The organism is Pseudomonadota bacterium, from assembly GCA_036339585.1.
Lineage (GTDB): Bacteria > Pseudomonadota > Alphaproteobacteria > UBA8366 > UBA8366 > UBA8366.
Map to the genome: position 1 here is coordinate 19,836 of JAYZAS010000005.1, position 19,535 is coordinate 39,370.

Below are 19,535 nucleotides of genomic sequence, written 5' to 3' on the forward strand. Positions count from 1 at the left end.
GGTGAATTTCAATCATGCATTTTGAATCTGAATTTAAAAAAGGCATTTTTCTTCTATCATTGCCGATTATCATGTCCACGAATGTTGCACTGGGCTTCGAACGTCTGAATGTTGGTGATACTGTATTCGTTGCATGTGAAAACATCTTCATTCATTCTAAACCTTCGGTATTTTCTGAAAGAATTAAGACTTTAAAGTTTGGCGATAGCGTAAATGTTATTGGGTTAACTAAGTTATTCACACTGCCAGCATCTGATGCGTCGTCTAAAGAAACGCTCGAACGAGAGGAAGAAAACTCTGCGGAGCAGGAAGAAAGAGAAATTAGGCCAGTCCCGGCTGAGTCGTATACTCGGGCCTCTTGGCTACAGTTTACGAATGGATATAGCCCAGCATCGTGTTTTGTAACAAAAAAATTGATGAAAACCCAGACCCCCGAAAAGATAAAACAAAAGGTAGACGCTCTGTCTGCGAGCAAAGCGAAAAGAAATTTTTCGGAGGATGAAAAAGGAGATATGACTGCTATGCGTGGAGTAGCGGGAAAAGCAAAAGGTGCGCAGGCTGACTATGAAAAGGTTGATCAATTAATTGAGGAGAACCAAAAAAATCTAGATATCGAAAAGTTCCAGGTATTTCGCAAAAACGGTCGGTTGGGAGAATTCAGATGAAACGATGGCAACAAAAAATAGTTCTCCAAGCTGTAATATTCATCGTCCTAAGTGTGGGCGCTAGTGACGGAAAAGCGCAATCTCTCGGAGGTTTCCTTGATTCACTTAATAGCCAGAAGCCTGCTCAAAACGGTGGACAATCTCAAGAGCAAAGTCAAAGTCCAAGCCAGACTATCAAAAATCTGTTAGGCGGCATTAAGTCAAACAGTGACACGCCAGAGGGACAAGGCGAGACCCCCGGGGGCGGTGTAAATTTAGGAAAAATGGTTGGAAAGGTTTTTGATGCACATCACAATACCATTCTCGGTCCGATGGGAAGGTATTACTTGGGCAGGAAGCTTTCAGCGCATGTGTTGGGGCGTTACGCTACCCTGCCGCAAAGCGATTTGCGTACAAAATATGTTCGAAGTATAGTTTTGACACTGCTATCAGCAAGTAACTATGCCGGCAATCACAAAGAGCCGCTAGTTATTATTTTGCGAGATAAGAGCGTTATCAACGCGTTTTCTGCGCCCGGTAATTTTGTTTTCATTTCAACAGGAATGTTAGACTTTGTTCGGAATGAAGATGAATTAGCTTTTGTCCTTGCCCACGAAGTGGCTCACGTAGAGTTGGACCATGGATTGAATGCTGTTAAATCAAAGCAGGGCACCGACCTTATGAAAGATGTTGCCGGTAATGCTTTTCCTGGCTTGGGAGGGGTCCTTGGGAATATGATGGGCTTCATGGAAAATGGTTTTAGCGCTGACTTGGAGGGAGAAGCTGATCGGCGCGGCGCAGAGCTCGCCGCCAAAGCAGGGTATAATGCAAGGGCTGGCGTGAACGTGATCAGGCGTCTTGAAAAGTCGCAGGGGCATCAGCATGCGAAGGGCTATCCAAAGGATCGAACTTCTATTGTTACACGGGTAGCGAATGCATCCTCTCAAGTTTCGGAAAATTTGGTACAAATAAGATCGAGACGTTTTGATGAAATCATCAGAAACAAATGAGGAATACTCCGAACAAACAATACAAGAGCTTTTAACGCTACAAACCCGCTCACTGCGGCGGCTTGAAAATCACTTTGCGCCGGAGGTTGTTGAGGAACAAGAACGCCGTAGGTTTCAGAAGATTCGGTCTTTATGTGTCAAGTTAACCTCTTTAATTGCTCTACTTGCAACAGCAATTGTGGGTGGTGGCGAAGGTGTAATTTATCTTAAGGAGTTATGGGAAAAACGCGCTACTGCCCAAAAATATGCAGAAGTTGGCGTGCGGGTTTACTACGATGAAAATAATATAAACATTGGTAAAGAATTTATTGGAAAGGCTCTTGAGCTAAGTCCCAACAACTCTGAATATTTATACTTGGATGCATATATCGACGGTATGGCCGAAGTTCGAAGACTTCTCAACCTTGACCGTCCGTATACCGCCAGTGAGCTTGATGCGGCCCATAGAGCTATCGCTAAGTCTATACTTTTGGAACAACAGGCTCCACAGAAACCGGAAGCTTACATTCTACAGGGTCAGATTTACACGGCATTGCGCGAGAGTGACCGAGCAAAAAAAGCACTTTCAAAAGCAATTTTATTAGATCCGGATAACGATTTCGCAATAATGCGCCTTGGGGTGGTTGAATATAGGAGTGGGCGGAGAGATAGGGCAGTCGAACTTTTTGATAAAGCTCTTAAGATTAATAAAGAATCAAAATGGGCCCATTTATGGAAGGGTATAATTTTTTCGGACGAAAAAAAGTTAGACTTGGCCAAGTCTTCCTTCAATGCGGCTCTTAATATCGACCCACGATTTGATTTGGCTCTTTACAATCTTGGATGGTTGGAGCTTAAAACGAAAAAAAGAGACTATGTTACGGCCGAAGCATTTTTTAGAAAAACACTCCGCGTAAATCCATCATATAAAGAAGCGTTTTATGGGATGGGAATGGTTTACGGGTATCAGAAACAGTATGAAGTTGCCCATAGGTACCTTTCAAAAGCGCTAAAAATAGACAAGGAGTTTCTTACAGCTTGGAAGTGGCGAGGGATCGTCAACTATGAAATGAACAAACTCCAAGAAGCAAAAGCTGATTTTACGGCTGGCCTAGAACTTGATCCATCCAACGCAAATTTGTTCGTTCGTCGAGCCCGTGTCGCGATACTGTCGGAAGAGTTTGAAAATGCTTTATCAGATCTGATGTTTGCTAATAAGTTAGATAAACGGAATGCAAGGACATTTTTATATCTTGGTCAGGTTTATGAAGCCTTGGGTCAAATGGAACCAGCGATTGAAAGCCTTAATAAAGCATTATCAATTAACAGAAAATATAGTGAAGCACATGCAGCATTGGGCAGCGTTTACCGGAAACAAGGTGACAATAACAAAGCCATTGCAGCTTATCAGAATGCGTTAAACGGTTCTTCTTACAGAAGAGAACGTTTCGCAATACCAATGTCCCGGATTTTGCGTGATTTAAAAAGGACTAATGAGGCATATCAGTTAATCAATCAAATAACATTCACGGAACGTGAGTCACCCGAGCTTTGGTTCGCTCTATTTGAGACAGCTTTAAGTGTTGGTAAACTAGATCGCGCAAAGTCGGCTTTTGTTGAATACCAAAAATTATTACCAGGTTCTGACAAAATCGCATTGATGAGAAGAAAACTTAAAAGGTAAGTCCTTTAGTTTTCGTCCTCGCAAAATGTTCGTTATCAGGCTCTTTTAACGGTCTCTGTGTTTTTTTTATTTTTGTTACACTCTGCTATGTTTCTTGGCGGAGGTTCAAGAGTTATGGTTATTAGTCTAAAAAAAGGAAAAGATAAAATTGCAATTGCAAGAGATGATGCTGAGGTGCGTGAGGTTGTTGAGGGCATCATCAATGATATTGAGGCGCGTGGAGATATTGCGATTCGCGAATTATCTTTAAAGTATGACGGTTTCACGCCAAAAAAAATTTTTCCTTGACGAGGATGATATTGCAGTTGCCCTCGCAAGGGTTTCTGCAAATGATCTCGATGACATTAAATTCGCTCAGACACAAATCCGTAATTTTGCTGAACTCCAAAAAGATTGCCTTAAGGACCTAGAGGTCGAGACTCTTCCCGGTGTGGTGCTTGGACACAAAAATGTGCCGGTTAATGCGGTGGGTTGCTATATCCCTGGCGGCAAGTATCCAATGGTTGCATCTGCACACATGAGCGTCCTAACTGCGCAGGTAGCTGGGGTAAACCGGATAATGGCCGCTGCCCCTCCCCAGAATGGTAAACCCCATCCTGCGCAAGTGGCAGCAATGCATTTGGCCGGGGCAAATGAAATTCTTTTAATTAGTGTTCAGGCAGTTGCAGCTATGGCTTTAGGTACAGAAATTATAAATGCTGTTGATATGCTTGTTGGACCAGGCAATATGTACGTGGCCGAAGCAAAGAGACAGCTTTTTGGTCGTGTCGGAATTGATCTCCTTGCCGGCCCCACGGAGACGCTTATAATAGCAGATGACAGCGCCGATCCAGAGGTATGCGCGGTAGATTTATTGGGCCAAGCAGAACATGGGCCTACGTCGCCCGCAACGTTACTTACAAATTCCAATGAATTAGCTGTAAACACGTTGAAACAGGTTGAACGGCAACTCGAAATAATGCCCACTGCCGAGGTGGCAGGACGGGCATGGGCTGATCTTGGTTCGGTACTTGTCTATGACTCATTAGAAGAGATGGTTGTTGAGGCAGATCAATTGGCATACGAGCACGTGCAAATAATGACAAAAGACCCCGATTATTTTGCAGAGAAGATGACGAACTACGGTGCGCTCTTCTTAGGAGCGCGTACTAATGTTTCGTACGGTGACAAAGTCATAGGCACAAACCATACGTTGCCGACGGCAGGAGCAGCGCGTTATACAGGAGGTCTCTGGGTAGGAAAATTTATGAAAACTTGCACCTATCAAAAGGTGCTAACCAATGAGGCCTCTGCAATGATTGGAGGTTATTGTTCTCGTCTTTGTGCTTTGGAGGGTTTCGCAGGTCACGGTGAGCAGGCAAATCTACGGGTAAGACGTTATGGTGGATCTAATATCGAACCTTACGGAGTGGCAACGAAGGTATGAGTAAAGCGTTACCTAAAATGCCCAGTTTCCGTTTGGATGGTCGGCGTGCACTTGTAACGGGTGCAGGGCGAGGCATTGGCCGTGCTGCTAGTTTTGCTCTTGCTGAAGCTGGCGCAGATCTTTTCTTAGCAGCACGGACCATCTCTGAAGTAGAAAAAGTGGCCTCTGAAATTCATGAGGCTAATGGTAGGGCTAGAGCAATCCGTCTCGATGTTACCGATACGTTAGCGGTGAAAGAAATGATGGTAGAATTGGGGCCGTTTCAGATCCTAGTCAACAGCGCAGGTGGAAATCGGCCGCAGGACTTGTTAGATGTGTCAGAAGGAGATTTCGACTTAATTGCAAACCTCAATTTTAGAGCATCCTTTTTCGTTGCCCAGAGCATGGCGGCTGGTTTGATTGAAGGTGGCCTTCCACGATCAATTATAAATATTTCATCTCAAATGGGACATGTCGGGGGGCCCAAGCGAACAGTTTATTGCGCAACCAAACATGCGATTGAGGGTGCAACAAAAGCTATGGCTTGGGAATTAGGGAAACATAACATTCGGGTGAATACACTTTGCCCAACGTTTATTAGAACGCCTATGGTCGAGAAATTTTTGGCAAATTCTGAGTTTCATGATTACGTCATAGAAAATATTGCTCTGAAACGAATTGGGGAAGTTGAAGATATTATGGGTGCTGTAGTATTCTTAGCATCTGATGCTTCGGCACTAATGACTGGCTCAGCCCTCGTCATTGATGGTGGTTGGACAGCCGCATAAGAATTTTTAGACTCCGGCTCGGATTTCTTACCTCGTCGTTTATAGCTTTTGTAAGGCACTCACATGGTTCAATTCATCTCTGAATGTAGTCCTATTTTGCGGCGTCTGTATTAATGCATAATGAGACGCTTCATAAGGTCTCGGTTGCTCCGATGATGAAATGGACTGATCGGCATTGTCGGTTCTTCCTAAGGCAATTTAGCCACTATCTGTTGTTACATACAGAAATGATCACGACAGGCGCAATCCTGCACGGCAACTATAAACGACTACTTAGATTTGATCCCGAGGAACAGCCTGTAGCGCTGCAACTCGGTGGTTCGTGTCCTAAAGATCTTTCCGAATCTGCTCGCATAGGTTCTGATGCTGGTTATTGCGAAATTAATTTAAATGTTGGATGCCCAAGCAGTAGGGTCCAAGAGGGCAGGTTTGGAGCGTGTCTGATGAAGGAGCCTCAATTGGTTGGAGATTGTGTCAATGCAATGATTGAAGCAGTTGACATACCTATCACTGTAAAAACTCGTATTGGCGTAGACGAGCAGCCGGAGGGCCCAGCTCTTGAGGAATTTATCGATATCGTTACTCAGGCAGGATGCAAAAGGTTTATAATTCATGCGCGCAAAGCATTCCTTCAGGGACTCAGTCCACGGCAAAATAGAGAGGCACCGCCCCTCAATTACCCAGTTGTATATGAAATGAAGAAACGGTTTTCAGATATTGATATCGTAATTAACGGGGGGATCGCAGATTGCGACCAGGGTAAAATGCATCTTTCCCATGTTGATGGGATAATGTTCGGTAGGGCAGCATACCAGAATTGTTTCATGTTGAACCAAGTTGACCATTGTTTTTACGGCGAAGATGGGCCACACCGTAGCAGGCATGAGATTGCGCAAGCCATGATCCCTTATATTGCACGCGCAATCGAGGAAGGTACTCCTCTTGTCGCAATTACGAAGCACATGCTAGGTCTTTTTTACGGAGTCCCTGGAGCTCGATTATGGAGACGAAACTTAAGCGTAATGGCACGTGATCCGCACGCTTCGGCCTCACTAATTGAAGATACCCTTACTTCAATGCCGAATTCCGATCATCGCCCATGTATTCAAACAAAAACAGTATGTACGTCGTGATCTTCTATTATTTTGGGTTAAATCTAGCCACTAGTCCATCTTATTAGAGAATGTAAAACCGCAACGACATGCCTAGCTATCTATTAGCAGTAGCATGGGTGGAGTTTTCACTTTTCCTCCGGTAAGCTGCGGTGCAGTGATCCTCACAATAGGGCCGCCCATGCAACGCTGGCTTCCCACAAAAACGGAATTCAGGGTCTCCAGGATCCCCAATTGGCCACTGACACATACGTTCACTTACAGCAGCCAAAGGGATCATTTTACGTTTGATAGGTGATGGGCGTGAGGATAGACCCAGCCTATGAGCTTTGCCTATTACGGCATTGCGGCTAACCCCCCCTAACTTTTCGGCAATTTGACTTGCCGTTAGCCCATCTCCCCACAACTGCTTGAGCTGGTCCACACGTGTTTCAGTCCACTCCATTCTGGCCTCTCTCGCTACGTTCTTACGCTCGCTGGGCTGTCCAGCATAAATAATAAAATTTTTTGTCACGGACTATATGTTGCGATATTATCTGACAATTAACACAACTTATTGAGAGCTACTCCACCAAACAACTCTATTTGTGTTATGGCTTCACTTTGTAGACCCGTCAATAATCGAATCCGTCGAAACACTAAAAAAAGTTTTAAGAAACAGCCGAAAAGCGCCGTTTGCGGCCCGAACTAATTGACTTATCCACAGGATTGCCAGCGCGAAAATTACCAACTTTTGAAGAAGTAATTAAACTCGAGCAATAGAAGACACTACGAAATAATTGGATTCATTGGGATTCTCTGTAACGACTCGAAGATAAAAAATTGTTTTTTAATAAATTCTCCTTAATTGAAGGCTGTTTCGCAAATTTCACGAAAGGTAAAGGATCTTTTTTCCACAAGGTAGGTATTGGGTATCATTTATTTTGTCTGTACCTATTCAATTGGAACGATAAATACTACTAATGCTTTAGAGCAACCTGGTTGAACGACGTTCGACTCAATCATTGATGTTCTTTACGCTCAAGAGAGAGCTGTTTTTTCAGCGCGAACGGAAAACGAGATAAGGCTTGGTATCAAAGACTGATAATACCTCATTTATGTTCTTGCCGTGTTTCAGTTTTTGTGGTCCTGCAAAAACAGTGTAATAAGCCTTACGGCCTTGACGGTGTTTGAAGATCGAGAAAAGCGGCGTGTCGTAGGTGCTTCGGAAAATTGAGAAGGTAGCTGACCCTTTCTGGAGATCTATCGCGTAGTCTCTCCATTCCCCGGCCGCAACGCGGCGACTGTAGACATCCAGCAATTGCCGTAACTCATTTTTATCAAATGACACATAGGAATGTCGACGTTTGCGAAGTTCAGAAAGCCTTATCGGAGTACTCAGGGTCATAATATACTTTCTGCAAGTTGTTTCATGCTACTGTGAGGATAAACTACAAGCAAAATCTCCCAGCTTTTTTGATGGAATATTACTGTACTCGTGTAGTAGTAGGACCATACGGGTCTGGCTGTGCATAACATGCAACTTTGCCCAAGGTTCGATAACAATAAATCGGTTTTTCGTAGATCTGTGGGTTAAAGCTCTCGCGACAAAGTGGTCCTTTATCTCGCATAGCCTTTAATGTGCTGCATTCTTTACCTGTCACTAATTCAGCTAGGTAATCTTGAGGTAAGCGATCAGACTGGATGAAATTAGCCATGCCAGCTCCAAGAAGATATACGGAGGTTTCTGTGCCGCAAGCAACAACTAGAAGACAGGCACCCATAGCTGTCGCTATCACGCCCCGTCTGTAGATCTTTTTGATTTTATTTAGCCAGGTTTTATCCGGATACGTTTTTTCTAACAACTTGGAAGACGCCCACCTTTCGTATACTTTTTCCTAATGGGGATAGACAATAATGTTTTCATCGTTCTTTCGATTATTCACGGAAGCCGTATTCTATGCAAGTATTGGTCCTAGCTGTTTATGTTTAGGCAAGTTGAAAAGATCGACGATGGATTAAACTTGTAGAAAAAAAATCATTAAACCCTATACAATATAAGCGGTCATAAGTTTCATTGCGAGGGATTTGCGATGAGGTGCAGAATATCTTATCGGGAGCAGACCCGAGCGGAGGATTGAATTGTCAGATATTTTTGAAGAGGTCGATGAGGAGGTCCGAAAGGATAAATACTCAAAGTTGTGGCGAAAGTACGGTAATTGGTTTGTCTCTTGCGCTGTAGCACTCTTAATTTCAGCAGTCGGATATGTTCAATGGCAAAAATATAATTTTGAGCAGCGTGCTCAATCGAGCACTGAATTTAACGCTGCTCTTAGGCTAATTGATTCGAAAAAACTAGATGAAGCTACAAGCGCATTAGCTGGACTAGCTGAAAGCGGCACTAAAGGTTATACAATTTTAGCAAAATTTCGGGCCGCTGGTCTCAAGGTACAGGCTGGCGACAGTGCAGCTGCTAGTGATATTTATGACGCTATAGCCAATGATGATGAGATAAATGCGTTATATCGAGACTTAGCGCGACTCTACGCGATAATGCAGAAGATTGATTATGGTGATACTTCAGAATTATCTACTAACATACGTAAATTACTTTCAGATGACAATCCTTGGCGATTTTCTGCGCGGGAAATGGCAGCAGTCTTGGCATTACGTAAGCGAGATACAAAAACTGCTAAAGAATATTTCAAAATGCTGACCGATGATCCCGGTACTCCTGCAGGATTGAGACAGAGGGCCAGCGAAATGCTGCAAGCAATCGATGGGTAAAAACACAGATCGCTTCGGTACACATCATAACTTTTCAAAGTTTAGTTCGGTAATCATCTTTTTTCTAATATTGAGTGGGTGTGATACGTTTGATAGTCTTATTGGCAAGAAATCCCCCCCTCCGCTGCCTGGTGAACGCATCCCAATAATGCTTCATGAGCGTGACCGAACAGCAGATCCTCGTGTCTCGGACTTGCGAGTGCTGTTGCCTCCCCCCCGTTTGAACCGCGATTGGTCTCAATCAGGCGGCACCCCCTCCCATGCTATGCACCATCTTAAGATCAATAAGTCAGTGTTACGCCGTTGGAGTGCAGATGCAGGTGAGGGGTCAGGGAAAGATCGACGGTTGCTAGCATCACCCATTGTGGTCGGGAACAAAGTTTTCGTTACCGATCTCGAATCAAAAGTTACCGCATTTGATGCGAAGAATGGCAACTTTATTTGGCATTTCCGACCAAAAGTGCCGGCACGAGATGACGAGGCATTTGGTGGGGGACTTGCCTTTGGAAGTGAAACGGTATTCCTGAGCACCGGATATGGCCGTGTATACGCTTTAGAAGCGAAAACGGGCAAGCTCAAATGGGAAAAGAAATTGCAGGGCCCAATGCGCGCGCCTCCAGCGGTGGCAGGTGGTCGTGTCTTTGTTGTGACCATCGATAACCATTTAATTGCGCTCAATGCTGAGAGTGGCGAACGATTGTGGACCCATGCAGGCCTCTCAGAAATTGCTGGTTTGTTAGGAGGTGCAGCACCAGCAGTTGATGGTAACACGGTAATTGTTCCTTACTCATCCGGGGAGATTTTTGCGATCCGGGCCGAGAACGGTCGGGTTTTTTGGTCGGAAGCGTTATCTCCGGCTCGTAGAATAGATGCTCTTGCGACACTCGCGCATGTGCGCGGTAGTCCTGTCATTAATCGTGGGTTAGTCCATGCTATAAGCCATTCCGGCCGTTTGGTGGCAATTGATCAGCGATCGGGCGCTCGTATTTGGGAGCGGAGTATTGGTGGAGTAGAGACACCTTGGGTTGCTGGTGATTTTATTTACCTTCTTAGCAATCAAGCCGAAATTTACTGCCTAACGCGTCGGGGCGGTCGGATAAGGTGGGTTCGACCACTGCCAAAATTTGAGGACCCTCAGGATAAGGAAGGTCCCATTAAGTGGTCGGGGCCAGTCTTGGTAAGTGATCGTTTAGTTGTGACTGGCAGCCATGGCGAAGCCTTATCGATATCGCCATACACCGGTGTGCCGTTAGGGCGGGTTGAATTGCCTAGTAGCATTTCTATTGCGCCAGTGGTAGCGGGCGGGACACTCTACTTTTTCACTAACGATGCAGAATTGATTGCTTTTCGTTAGGATAGTCTAAAATATGTTTGGCACCTGAGGAGTGTGCACGGATGGGTATTACCGTGGCTATTGTTGGACGTCCAAATACTGGTAAATCAACGCTTTTTAACAGGCTTGTAGGCAAACGCTTAGCAATAGTAGACGACGCGGCTGGTGTTACCCGTGATCGACGTGAAGGGGATGGATCCCTTGGAGATCTCCACTTTCGTGTTGTGGACACTGCTGGATTTGATGGCATCGAGTCAAACAACCTAGCGGGAAGAATGCAACAGCAAACTAAGCAGGCAGTTTCGGAATGTGATGTAGTGTTGATGCTAATAGATGCCCGAGCCGGGATAAATCCACTAGACCGGTTTTTTGCGAATTGGCTCAGGGGTCAATCGGCCTTTACAATACTGATTGCAAACAAATGCGAGGGTGGGGGAGGTGTCTCTGGGCGGTTAGAAGCGTTTGAATTGGGGCTTGGCGACCCTCTAGCTATTTCTGCGGAACATGGCGAAGGCTTGGCAGATTTGTACACAGCGCTTCAACCAATTTTTGACCATGCCGGTAACTCAAATAAACTAGCTACGCCGCCGGAACTCCAATTGGCTATTGTTGGACGTCCAAATACCGGTAAATCCACACTTGTAAATCAATTATTGAAAAATGACCGAATGCTAACGGGGCCAGAGGCTGGAATAACTCGTGACTCAATCGGTATTGAGCTGCACTACCAAGGACACTCGTTGAAATTAATTGATACTGCGGGTCTTCGTCGCAAGGCAAGAGTAGACGATAAGTTAGAGAAGCTTTCTGCCTTAGATACTTTGCGTGCTATTAGGTACGCTCAGGTAGCTGTTGTCTTACTAGACGGACAACAACCAGTTGAACGGCAAGATATAACAATTGCTCGCCAAGTTGCAGATGAAGGGAGAGCTCTAATAATTGCAGTAAATAAATGTGATTTATTAGTTTCAAGAAAAAATACAAAACAAATGTTGGAGCAACGCCTTGAAAGCTCTCTTGCTCAGGTTCGCGGGGTTCCAATTATAACTTTGTCGGCCCTTACAGGACGTGGAATAAAAGAGTTAATGGAGGCGGTCTTTTCAATTTATCAAACTTGGAATCGCAGAGTCACCACCGCACAACTCAACCGCTGGCTGGCGGACATGGTTGAAATTCATCCGCCACCTTTGGCATCAAGTGGGCGTCGTATCAAGCTTCGATATATAACTCAGATTAAAAGCCGTCCGCCGACCTTTGCGATTTGGGTATCAAGACCAAAGAACATAGCTGAGTCTTATAAACGTTATTTGATAGGTGGCTTACGCGAATCTTTTGGATTGTGTGGTGTGCCAATACGGATGGAATTTCGTCAGGGTAAAAACCCATATAGTACTGATAAATAAATTTATTTCATTTGGGACAAATTTCAGGATAAGCCTCAAATGTCTTACCATTTTGTTCGAAATCTGCTTCGGCTAAATCAACGAAAACCCCAGTCATCTCCTCTGGTCGGCGAAGTTTTTTTGGATTTTCTCCAGGAAATGCCTTAGCTCGCATTGAGGTGCGCTGACGACCAGGATCTACAAGATTTACACGTACATTAGTGTGTTGAACTTCCTGGGCGTATGTTCTTATAAGCGCTTCTAACGCTGCTTTGCTGGCCGCATAGCCCCCCCAAAAAGGGTTTAAATCAATTGCTGCCCTTGACGTCACAAATATCGCACGTCCAGCATCAGAGGCCTTTAAAAGTGGATCCATAGAACGGATTAAGCGATAATTCGCTGTTACATTCAGAGCAATGACATTATCCCACGTAGTCGGTTCAAGGTGGTGGACTGGAGTTAATTCACCGAGTGTTCCCGCATTCCCAATTACAATGTCTATCCTGCCAAACCGCTCATATAGCGCAGCGCCAAGTTGATCAATTGTATCGCCGTCTGCTAGATCAAGTGGAACCAGCGTGGACTCGGTGCCATTAATTTTTCTGATGGAGTCGTCCGTGTCCTCCAAGCCCCCTACCGTTCGTGCTGTCAAAACAGTATGGGCCCCCTCCTGTGCAAATCTTTTTGCAATGGCCGAGCCTATGCCGCGGCTGGCACCAGTAATAAGTGCTATACGATCTTTTAAGCGGTTATTTGGCATCATGTATGTGTCACAATGTATCCCCTTGGCGCTCAACATTTACCCTTTGAATTTCACATATGTAGAGCACAAAAACGGAATTTTAAAGGTTTGCAAATGATACTAAGCTCTCGAGGCATTTTTATGGTGTAGTGATTTTTATCAATAACAAAAATAGTAGATTCGCAATTTGAACCTACTTTTTTACGCAAATTACCAAGGGCGAAGCAGTATGACGACATTTCTCTTGGAAATTCCTATTATCCAAGGCGTAGTCTTATCTAAACAAAATCATTGTACCTCGCGCTGCAAAAGCTCGTTAAATTCCCTGCGCTCGTTTTCATTGTATCCCTGCACCCCTTTTTGTCTGTTAGGATTAGCAGCATTAGGATTGAGAAGCTTTTCAAATGCCTCGCGGTTGTTTTGAGTGTTACCGAGTCTTTGAACTCCCTTTTTTAAAAGGTCTATTTCCGTTTTGCCCGTAACCGATTTGGCTGCATCGCCCACATTATGTTGCAGTCGAGTGGGCAGCAAGGACCAGATAAAATCGGCGCCGAGTGTAACTAACGGTGCAGCTTTAGCCCCCCTTATATCCGATGGAATATGCTCTTCTTTTTCATAAAAGATACTAATCGCGATGTAGATTACGGCGAGGAGCAGCCAAGCTCTTGCGATGCCAAAGAATACTCCAAATGTGCGATCGAGGCCGCTCATGTAGCTTTTCTGAACCTTCTCTGATAAAAAGTTTCCAATAATCGATAAGATAATTATTGATACCAAAAACAGGCCCGCTCCAGTAGCGATCCGAGATAGCCAAATATTACCTATCAAAGTGTAAACGTGAGGCTCGATATAAGGAAACGAAAACAGAGTAATCAAGCTTGCGCCAACCCATCCAAGTAAAGATAAGATTTCTTTCGCCAAGCCACGGGAGAGCCCAATCAGTGTGGACAAAAACGTAACGACCATCACGATAATATCAGTTACGGCGATATCACCCATGCTGTTTTCCTAACAATTTATCTTTAACCGCATCACTGCCGAACTGATGAATTAAGCCGCTCAAGTGTCGTATTTCTGTAACTTTCAGGTTCTGATCTTTGTTATTTTTTTTCGCTCGTTCTGGAAACGCTGGTGTTAATGCCACTGTAAACCCAAGTTTGGCTGCCTCACGAATTCGCGCTTCGGCTTGATTTACCGGACGCACCTCACCGGAAAGGCCTATTTCACCGAATACAATCATATTTTCAGGCATTGGCTCGCTTATGAGCGAGGAGATCAATGCGGCCGCAACTGCCAGGTCAGCTGCCGGCTCGCTAATACGCAATCCTCCCACTACATTGAGATAGACGTCGTTACCGCCAAATTGCAAGCCGCAACGAGCCTCTAAGACGGCCAGTATCATTGAAAGCCTTGCAGAATCCCATCCTACGACAGCACGCCGCGGCGTGGCTAATGGTGACGGGGCAACAAGTGCCTGAATCTCGACCAACATTGGCCGCGATCCCTCAATTCCAGCGAAAACCGATGCGCCTGAGACTTCACCTTGACGATCTGCTAAGAACAAAGCTGAGGGGTTAGTGACCTCGCTTAGACCTTGGCCAGTCATTTCGAAAACCCCTATTTCATCAGTTGCGCCGAAACGATTTTTGACTGACCGCAGTAAACGAAATTGATGGCCCCGCTCTCCTTCAAAATAAAGAACGGTGTCAACCATATGTTCCAAAACGCGTGGGCCTGCTAAGGCGCCCTCTTTAGTCACGTGGCCAACCAAAAGTAAAGCGAACCCACGCCTTTTTGCGAGTCGGATTAACTCTTGTGCAGATGCTCGGATCTGCGCAACTGTTCCGGGCGCTGACCCCAAGCTAGCGCTGTACATTGTTTGAATTGAGTCTATCACGACTACATCTGGTCGATCATCAATGTCGAGTGTTGCTAAAATATTGGCCACATTTGTAGCTGTTGCCAGCTCTACTGGCTCTGCAGCCACATCAAGCCTGGCCGCTCGCATTCTTATTTGATCGACTGCTTCTTCGCCGGATATGTAAATACAGCGAGCTTTCTGAGCAAGTGCTGCTGTTACCTGCAATAATAGAGTTGATTTTCCAATTCCAGGATCACCACCAATTAAAAGAGCAGATCCATCGACAAGACCATTTCCAGTAACGCGGTCAAATTCTTCGATGCCGGTTTTCCGTCGTGGTGCACTTTTGGAATTTCCCACTAAATTTACGAAATTTATGGGGGTTCCCATATCTGAAAACGACTGCGCCCGTAATTTACCGCCAATAGGTGCAGATTCAGGAAGGATTTCCTCTACAATACTATTCCAGGCGTCGCACTCATCACAATAACCGACCCATCGGGGATGCACAGATCCACAGCTCTGACAAACGAAACGATTTTTCACTTTGGCCATCAGTACATATTTCTTGCCAAAAATGGAGGATATGAATCAAATGATTGCAGGTTCGAAATCTATTGGTCCTTCAGAATTACCATTGATGAACTGGCGGAGGAACTCATTTTTGGTCGTTTCAATTTCTTCGACTGTTCCATGCCAGATGATTTTGCCTTTGTAAAGCATGGCTATACGGTCCGCGATTTTCCGTGCACTCGACATATCATGTGTAATTGATAAGCCAGTAGCACCAATATTTTGGGTGGTTTCGACAATAAGCTCGTTGATGATATCTCCCATAATGGGATCAAGGCCAGTAGTTGGTTCATCAAAAAATATTATTTCGGGATTAATCGCAATAGCGCGCGCAAGGCCGACGCGCTTGCGCATTCCTCCTGATAAATCGGAAGGGTGCATCTCTGCTGTATCTTTTTCCAATCCCACTGCAGCCATCTTTTCAAGCGCAATAGCGCGAGCCGTGCTTGCTAACATTCCTTGTCCTTCAACAAGACCAAAGGCTACATTCTCCCAAACTGACAAGCTGTCGAATAATGCAGCATGTTGGAATAGCATGCCGATCTTTGCGTTGATGGTATTGCGCTCAACAGGACTTAGATCCAGTACGGATTGGCCGTCTATTTCAATTTCTCCAATATCTGGTGTTAGAAGCCCTAGTATGCATTTAATGGTGACGGATTTGCCCGTACCGGAGCCTCCAATTATTACAAGCGACTCCCCCGGCATGATCTCAAGATCTACACCATCTAGCACAACCTTGTCACCGAAGCGCTTATGAATATTTTTTAGCTTAATTTTTGGTGTTTTCATGCGCCAAAGAACATCGCGGTTATCATATAATTGAGGATGAGTATTAAAATTGCCGAAGAGACCACCGCGTTGATGGTGGCCGCGCCAACACCTTGCGCTCCTCCTTTTGAGAAATATCCCTGATAACACCCCATTAACGTTGTGACAAAACCAAAAACTGTCGCCTTTACCAGGCCAGAAAAAACATCAGTGAATTGGACGAAATCCCAGGTGTTTTTAAGATAGATTGCAGCATTAAAATCAAGCTTATATACCGCTACTATATAACCACCGAATATGCCGATAACATCGCCTACTAAGATGAGAATAGGTAATGTGGCTATTCCGGCAATCACACGCGGCGCTACGAGATACTTAAAGGGCTCCGTAGCGAGCGTAGTCAAAGCGTCAATTTGTTCAGTTACCCTCATAGTGCCGATTTCGGCAGCGATCGAAGAGCCAACCCTCGCGGCAACCATCAGACCAGCGAGTACCGGGGCTAACTCTCGCGTTATGCTGAGCACGACAACCTTCGCTATCGAACTTTCTGCACCCGCGGCAAAACGAGCAAAACCGGTATAGCTTTGTAGGGCTAACACCATTCCGGCGAACACGGTTGTTAGCCCCACGACTGGCAGCGAATAATATCCAATCTCTACTATTTGCCGCCAGATGAGTTGGAAATAGAAAGGTGGACGAAAGCAATGTGACACTGCCACTATTGTAAAATGGGTAATATGTCCAACGGCTCGGAAAAATCCGAGGATTGTTGCCCCCGTAAGTTGCAAAAAGCTCATTCATTAGCCCCAATATAAATCCGTTTGTGGCGTGGTCCTAGAGTAGTTAGCAATTCATATCCAATAGTTCCAGCGCATTTAGCAAGATCGTCAACGCTAATTGTGGAGCCTATTATTTCAGCCCAGTCCCCTGGTTTTACGCCTTCTATACCCGTTATGTCTACGCTTATCAGGTCCATTGAAATACGGCCGGCAACAGGGGCAAGCATTCCTTTTATAGCAACATGCGCTGTTTGCGCTAAAGCACGTGAATAGCCGTCCGCATATCCAATTGCTATCGTTGCGATTTGGCGTCTTTTATTAGATCGAAAAGTAGCTCCATATCCAACTGTTTCTCCGCGAGTTACTTCTCTGCATTGCATTATTCTAGCCTTTAAATTGATGACAGGCCTCATTGGGTTTGGTTGATTTTTTGTTGGATTTCCACCGTACAGTGCATATCCGGGCCGCACCATGTCAAAATGATAAGATGGGCCCAAAAAAATTCCAGATGAGGCGCTCAACGAGCGGGGAGAGGATTGAAATGTGGGTCGTAGTGCTTGAAATTTTTTAAGCTGTTGAACATTTAAATCATGGCCTGGCTCATCGGCACATGCGAGGTGGCTTAATATGAGTGTTGGCTGGATTACAGATCCATTTGAGATACTAGAGGACAGTTTTAAGAAATCTTTTTTCGATAGCCCAAGTCTATTCATACCTGTATCCAAATGAAGCGCTGCAGGTCCTCTCGAATTCCATAGTTTAACTTGCGGAATTGAATTCAGCACGGGCCGCAGTGAAGCCTCTGCAAGGGCAACGTTGTTCTCTTCTGATACTCCAGCAAAAACATAAATTGTCTTTGCGGTTATAGTTCTTAAAGTTAGTCCTTCATCAAGTGTTGCAACAAAAAATGTCTTGCACCCGGCTTCCTCTAGCGTGCGTACGACGGGCCGCAATCCTAAACCATAGGCGTTTGCCTTGACGACCGCGGCGCACTCCGAAGGCGCACTTTGTTCGGCAAGAAAATGATAGTTTGCGGCGAGTGCTTCAAGGTTAATAGAAAGCTCGCTCAGGCTGTTTTTAGTTAAAGCCGTCTCCATCGTGATGGCGATCATAGTTGGCGAATCTGGTAAAACGGCCATCGAAATAAAGGTCTATTGTACCGACCGGGCCGTGTCTTTGTTTGGCTATTATAATACTGGCTGTGTTGCGAACTTGTTCAATACGTTCTGCCCACTTTTGCGAACGCTCTGAGAATTTAATGTTGTCTTCGTCGGAGCGGATTATCGGCTCTGCTTTCTCCAAATAATATTCTTCGCGGAAAATGAACATAACCACATCAGCATCCTGTTCAATTGAGCCCGATTCTCGGAGGTCGGACAATTGCGGCCTTTTATCATCACGGTTTTCGACTTGACGAGAGAGTTGTGAAAGAGCCAAAACCGGAACGTCTAATTCTTTTGCCAGTGTTTTGAGGCCACGCGTAATTTCAGATATTTCCTGAACGCGATTATCATTTCTTCCACCACCACCCTGCAGCAATTGAAGGTAATCTACAACTATTAGGTGTAATTTTTTTTGTCGTTTCAGCCGGCGGGCGCGGGTTCTCAGCGCAGACACCGTTAAAGCTGGGGTGTCATCAATATAAAGAGGTAACGCGTTCAATTCTTGTGCAGCGGATGCTAGCCGATCAAAATCATCCTGCTTAATATCGCCGCGGCGTATTTGATCTGAGGGAATTTCTGACTGTTCAGAAAGTATACGCCCAGCTAATTGTTCTGCTGACATTTCCAGTGAAAAAAATAAAACGTGCCCACCCTCAGTAACAACTTCGCCCTGATCATTTTTGATTTCTCTAAAGGCCTGGGCTGCATTAAAGGCAATATTAGTTGCTAGTGCAGTTTTGCCCATGGATGGCCGACCAGCGAGGATGAGTAAATCGGATGAATGTAGACCACCAAGTTTAAGATCTAGATCTTTAAATCCGCTTGTAACACCAATTACTTTGCCATCACGTTTATAAGCTTCTTCGGCAGTTTTGATTGCATCGTATACCGCATCTTTTAGATCAACGATGCCTCTTTCTAGGTCGCCAACATTCGATAAATCGTAGAGCTTTTGTTCGGCCGCCTCAATTTGGGTGGGGGCTTTTTCGTCTACTGATGGAGCAAATGCGTCATTGACTATATCTTCCCCAAGTGTGATCAATTGTCGCCGTAGATACAAATCATGAATTGTTTGCGCATAATCATGAGCATTTATTATGTTTGGTGCGTTGGCGGCTATATCAAATAGATATTCAGCCCCGCCAACGTCGGCTAAGGCATCATCGCGTTCGAAAATATGTTTTAGTGTCAATGGGCTAGCGATTTGCCCGGTTTCGGTGAGTGTTTCAATGGCCCCATAAATTCGTCCATGAACTGGCTCAAAGAAATGGTCGGCCCGCAAGAAATTTGAGACTTTCTCAAGAGCTCTGTCATGTGTTAGTAGAGCTCCAAGCAACGCGGCCTCTATCTCGGTATTCTGTGGAGGCGTTCTGTAAAGAGGATTGCCATCGCCATCAGCCTGATGGAGGGGGGTTATAGTTGTATTTGAAGATAAAGTAGCCATGGTTGTAATTTAAACCGTGGTCTTTATGAGGTTGTATAATTTCTAGCTGTAGATAAAAAGAATTGTGGGGAAAACTTTTTCTATTGATGCAAAAGGCAT

General features: G+C 45.0%; 18 protein-coding genes and 1 pseudogene. 9 read left to right on the top strand and 10 right to left on the bottom strand.

The annotated features are described in order from the left end of the window. The first annotated feature begins 71 nt into the window (after positions 1-71). The 6 genes and pseudogenes from VX941_05515 (at position 72) to dusA (ending at position 6,643) form a co-directional block, all read left to right on the top strand. Positions 72-665 (top strand): hypothetical protein, encoded by a 594-nt coding sequence (locus tag VX941_05515; GenBank protein ID MEE2932864.1) that lies wholly within the window; start codon positions 72-74, stop codon positions 663-665. After that, on the top strand, positions 662-1,654 hold the full coding sequence (locus VX941_05520; protein MEE2932865.1) for a M48 family metallopeptidase: 993 nt from the start codon (positions 662-664) through the stop codon (positions 1,652-1,654). Before VX941_05515 ends, VX941_05520 begins: the two co-directional genes overlap by 4 nt. Then, positions 1,632-3,317 (top strand): tetratricopeptide repeat protein, encoded by a 1,686-nt coding sequence (locus tag VX941_05525; GenBank protein MEE2932866.1) that lies wholly within the window; start codon positions 1,632-1,634, stop codon positions 3,315-3,317. The genes VX941_05520 and VX941_05525 overlap by 23 nt, the downstream gene beginning before the upstream one ends. A gap of 114 nt (positions 3,318-3,431) precedes the next feature. Continuing rightward, a pseudogene (hisD, locus tag VX941_05530) lies at positions 3,432-4,743 on the top strand (histidinol dehydrogenase). Further along, on the top strand, positions 4,740-5,510 hold the full coding sequence (locus VX941_05535) for an SDR family oxidoreductase (GenBank protein MEE2932867.1): 771 nt from the start codon (positions 4,740-4,742) through the stop codon (positions 5,508-5,510). Before hisD ends, VX941_05535 begins: the two are co-directional and overlap by 4 nt. 113 nt (positions 5,511-5,623) lie before the next feature. Further along, on the top strand, positions 5,624-6,643 hold the full coding sequence (gene dusA / locus VX941_05540; protein MEE2932868.1) for a tRNA dihydrouridine(20/20a) synthase DusA: 1,020 nt from the start codon (positions 5,624-5,626) through the stop codon (positions 6,641-6,643). Between the two features lie 76 nt (positions 6,644-6,719). Here the strand turns inward: dusA and VX941_05545 are convergent, their stop codons facing one another. The 3 genes from VX941_05545 to VX941_05555 all read right to left on the bottom strand — a co-directional run bounded on the left by VX941_05545 (position 6,720) and on the right by VX941_05555 (position 8,466). Next, entirely contained in the window at positions 6,720-7,067 is a 348-nt protein-coding gene (locus VX941_05545) for a GcrA family cell cycle regulator (GenBank protein ID MEE2932869.1), read from the bottom strand. 594 nt (positions 7,068-7,661) lie between these two features. Then, positions 7,662-8,009 carry a DUF2794 domain-containing protein gene (locus VX941_05550; GenBank protein MEE2932870.1) on the bottom strand — a complete coding sequence of 116 codons (348 nt, stop codon included), beginning with the start codon at positions 8,007-8,009 and terminating at the stop codon, positions 7,662-7,664. Between the two features lie 79 nt (positions 8,010-8,088). Further along, positions 8,089-8,466: a hypothetical protein gene (locus VX941_05555; GenBank protein ID MEE2932871.1), complete on the bottom strand. Its 378-nt coding sequence runs from the start codon at positions 8,464-8,466 to the stop codon at positions 8,089-8,091. Between the two features lie 277 nt (positions 8,467-8,743). On the opposite strand from VX941_05555, the gene VX941_05560 reads away from it, so the two are divergent. From VX941_05560 to der, 3 genes are read left to right on the top strand one after another with little or no spacing between them, the layout of a single operon-like run. After that, complete coding sequence (locus VX941_05560) at positions 8,744-9,388, top strand: tetratricopeptide repeat protein (protein ID MEE2932872.1); 645 nt, start codon at positions 8,744-8,746, stop codon at positions 9,386-9,388. Next, entirely contained in the window at positions 9,381-10,742 is a 1,362-nt protein-coding gene (locus VX941_05565; GenBank protein MEE2932873.1) for a PQQ-binding-like beta-propeller repeat protein, read from the top strand. Before VX941_05560 ends, VX941_05565 begins: the two co-directional genes overlap by 8 nt. A 41-nt stretch (positions 10,743-10,783) precedes the next feature. Next, positions 10,784-12,124, top strand: a complete 1,341-nt coding sequence (der, locus tag VX941_05570; GenBank protein MEE2932874.1) for a ribosome biogenesis GTPase Der — start codon at positions 10,784-10,786, stop codon at positions 12,122-12,124. Positions 12,125-12,131: 7 nt separating this feature from the next. On the opposite strand, the gene VX941_05575 is transcribed toward der, so the two are convergent. The 7 genes from VX941_05575 to VX941_05605 all read right to left on the bottom strand — a co-directional run bounded on the left by VX941_05575 (position 12,132) and on the right by VX941_05605 (position 19,436). Further along, positions 12,132-12,902: an SDR family NAD(P)-dependent oxidoreductase gene (locus VX941_05575; GenBank protein MEE2932875.1), complete on the bottom strand. Its 771-nt coding sequence runs from the start codon at positions 12,900-12,902 to the stop codon at positions 12,132-12,134. A 231-nt stretch (positions 12,903-13,133) separates the two neighbouring features. After that, positions 13,134-13,844, bottom strand: a complete 711-nt coding sequence (locus VX941_05580; GenBank protein MEE2932876.1) for a CvpA family protein — start codon at positions 13,842-13,844, stop codon at positions 13,134-13,136. Further along, complete coding sequence (radA, locus tag VX941_05585; GenBank protein ID MEE2932877.1) at positions 13,837-15,261, bottom strand: DNA repair protein RadA; 1,425 nt, start codon at positions 15,259-15,261, stop codon at positions 13,837-13,839. Before radA ends, VX941_05580 begins: the two co-directional genes overlap by 8 nt. 36 nt (positions 15,262-15,297) lie before the next feature. Next, entirely contained in the window at positions 15,298-16,071 is a 774-nt protein-coding gene (locus tag VX941_05590; GenBank protein ID MEE2932878.1) for an ATP-binding cassette domain-containing protein, read from the bottom strand. Next, positions 16,068-16,847: an ABC transporter permease gene (locus VX941_05595; GenBank protein ID MEE2932879.1), complete on the bottom strand. Its 780-nt coding sequence runs from the start codon at positions 16,845-16,847 to the stop codon at positions 16,068-16,070. Before VX941_05595 ends, VX941_05590 begins: the two co-directional genes overlap by 4 nt. Further along, positions 16,844-17,941: an alanine racemase gene (gene alr, locus VX941_05600; GenBank protein MEE2932880.1), complete on the bottom strand. Its 1,098-nt coding sequence runs from the start codon at positions 17,939-17,941 to the stop codon at positions 16,844-16,846. Before alr ends, VX941_05595 begins: the two co-directional genes overlap by 4 nt. Beyond that, a complete protein-coding gene (locus tag VX941_05605) occupies positions 17,907-19,436 on the bottom strand; it encodes a replicative DNA helicase (protein ID MEE2932881.1) in 1,530 nt (509 codons plus the stop codon). Before VX941_05605 ends, alr begins: the two co-directional genes overlap by 35 nt. Positions 19,437-19,535: the final 99 nt, after the last annotated feature.

What these genes read in the sequence shown, in the direction of transcription:
- VX941_05545 (MEE2932869.1), bottom strand. Translation starts at nt 7,067, where the DNA reads ATGGAGTGGACTGAAACACGTGTGGACCAGCTCAAGCAGTTGTGGGGA.
- VX941_05580 (MEE2932876.1), bottom strand. Translation starts at nt 13,844, where the DNA reads ATGGGTGATATCGCCGTAACTGATATTATCGTGATGGTCGTTACGTTT.
- VX941_05595 (MEE2932879.1), bottom strand. Translation starts at nt 16,847, where the DNA reads ATGAGCTTTTTGCAACTTACGGGGGCAACAATCCTCGGATTTTTCCGA.
- der (MEE2932874.1), top strand. Translation starts at nt 10,784, where the DNA reads ATGGGTATTACCGTGGCTATTGTTGGACGTCCAAATACTGGTAAATCA.
- VX941_05535 (MEE2932867.1), top strand. Translation starts at nt 4,740, where the DNA reads ATGAGTAAAGCGTTACCTAAAATGCCCAGTTTCCGTTTGGATGGTCGG.
- VX941_05520 (MEE2932865.1), top strand. Translation starts at nt 662, where the DNA reads ATGAAACGATGGCAACAAAAAATAGTTCTCCAAGCTGTAATATTCATC.
- VX941_05605 (MEE2932881.1), bottom strand. Translation starts at nt 19,436, where the DNA reads ATGGCTACTTTATCTTCAAATACAACTATAACCCCCCTCCATCAGGCT.
- dusA (MEE2932868.1), top strand. Translation starts at nt 5,624, where the DNA reads ATGCATAATGAGACGCTTCATAAGGTCTCGGTTGCTCCGATGATGAAA.
- VX941_05525 (MEE2932866.1), top strand. Translation starts at nt 1,632, where the DNA reads ATGAAATCATCAGAAACAAATGAGGAATACTCCGAACAAACAATACAA.
- alr (MEE2932880.1), bottom strand. Translation starts at nt 17,941, where the DNA reads ATGATCGCCATCACGATGGAGACGGCTTTAACTAAAAACAGCCTGAGC.
- VX941_05550 (MEE2932870.1), bottom strand. Translation starts at nt 8,009, where the DNA reads ATGACCCTGAGTACTCCGATAAGGCTTTCTGAACTTCGCAAACGTCGA.
- VX941_05575 (MEE2932875.1), bottom strand. Translation starts at nt 12,902, where the DNA reads ATGTTGAGCGCCAAGGGGATACATTGTGACACATACATGATGCCAAAT.
- VX941_05565 (MEE2932873.1), top strand. Translation starts at nt 9,381, where the DNA reads ATGGGTAAAAACACAGATCGCTTCGGTACACATCATAACTTTTCAAAG.
- VX941_05590 (MEE2932878.1), bottom strand. Translation starts at nt 16,071, where the DNA reads ATGAAAACACCAAAAATTAAGCTAAAAAATATTCATAAGCGCTTCGGT.
- VX941_05515 (MEE2932864.1), top strand. Translation starts at nt 72, where the DNA reads ATGTCCACGAATGTTGCACTGGGCTTCGAACGTCTGAATGTTGGTGAT.
- radA (MEE2932877.1), bottom strand. Translation starts at nt 15,261, where the DNA reads ATGGCCAAAGTGAAAAATCGTTTCGTTTGTCAGAGCTGTGGATCTGTG.